This window comes from Oceanobacillus sp. CF4.6 (genome assembly GCF_051262635.1).
Classification (GTDB): Bacteria; Bacillota; Bacilli; order Bacillales; family Amphibacillaceae; genus Oceanobacillus.
The window spans coordinates 1-1376 of sequence record NZ_JBIMEX010000031.1 but is presented as its reverse complement, the minus strand read 5'-3'; the positions used below and the strand labels follow the sequence as shown (position 1 = coordinate 1376).

Sequence of the window (1376 nt, the reverse complement as noted above, 5' to 3'; positions counted from 1 at the left end):
GATATCTTAATTAAAATCGTTGTCTGGTAGCAATAGCGAAGAGGTCACACCTGTTCCCATCTCGAACACAGAAGTTAAGCTCTTCAGCGTCGATGGTAGTTGGGGCTTTGCCCCTGCAAGAGTAGAACGCCGCCAGGCATTATAAAAAAGCAGCTGATACAAAATGTATCGGCTGCTTTTTTATTTATCTTAGTTTTTTATATCATGTTAGCGAGAAGAACCCTTTTAGACTGTTACTTTAGACGCTATCTTGCACCTATTTTAATCGATATTTTGCATGTTGGGTATTACCACCAAAATTTATTGAAATTTTGTACACTAAGTGAATTTCAATCTAAAAAAGTCGAATTCCCGTATTGCTAAAGGATTCGACTTTTTTAGATTGGCTTATTCCATTAAAGCACCAGTTCGTAATATAAGGTTAACCAGATTTTACTGGTTGACCTTTTTCTATAAGGTCTTATTATAACGGTAGTCGGGGTAGAACGTCGCACCAGTGGGACTTGATCTCGTCAGCTAAACTGTTCACCCCCTACTTGTATAAACATGTTTCAGGCTGGTTGGGACAATATGATCCCGTTTAACAAGCGAACCTATGACATTACAAGAAGCCTTAGGGGATGCCGACTAATTTAATATTCTAGGAGGAGATTATGTATGAATCCAGTCATCGGTCTGGATGTTTCAAAAGGGGAAAGTCAGATCCAGGCCTTTTTAGATAAAGGTAAACCTTATCGAAAGAGCTTTAGTATTAAACATGACATAAAAGGGTTAGGAATTTTACTAGAATTCCTTCATGAAGTTGAAAAATCAGCTAATGGCAACCAACCTACGGTCGTGTTGGAATCAACTGGCCACTATCATTATCCAGTTATTCAATTTTTGGAGGAGCAAAAGTATGTCTACATTATTGTTAATCCTCTTATCTCACATCGTACCAAAAGTTCAAGTCTACGTAAAGTTAAAACAGATGCAGTAGATGCCTATCACCTTTGTGGGCTGTTTTATAAAGAAGAGTTGGAACCTTATAAGAAGCGAGGTGTTCAACTTTTAAACCTTCGCAACCTTACTAGACAACAAGAAAGTATTGCAGAAATATCAGCAAAAACTAAAATACAGTTACACTCCTTGTTAGATCAGGTATTCCCTGAATATAGAGGTGTGTTTGGGAGTTTATATTCAAGGGTATCTTTGCTTACTTTACTAGCATTTCCAACATCTGAGGCGGTATTAAGTACGAGTGAAACTGAATTATCAGAGAAGATAAGTTCATTATGTAAAAGTCGTTCCGACCTTTGGGCACAAGAAAGGGCAAAAAAGCTAAAAGAAGCAGCCCTTCGTAACCCGTTCCAGAATAACCTGTATCAGAGCAATAT

The 1376-nt window shown here is 37.8% G+C and carries 1 protein-coding gene and 1 rRNA gene; both read left to right on the top strand.

Going from position 1 to position 1376, the window contains the following annotated elements:
- Positions 1 to 22: 22 nt before the first annotated feature.
- Positions 23 to 138 (top strand): 5S ribosomal RNA (rrf, locus tag ACHABU_RS20650).
- A 519-nt stretch (positions 139 to 657) separates the two neighbouring features.
- On the top strand, positions 658 to 1376 hold a 719-nt coding region (locus ACHABU_RS20645), incomplete at its 3' end, for an IS110 family transposase (RefSeq protein WP_435766835.1).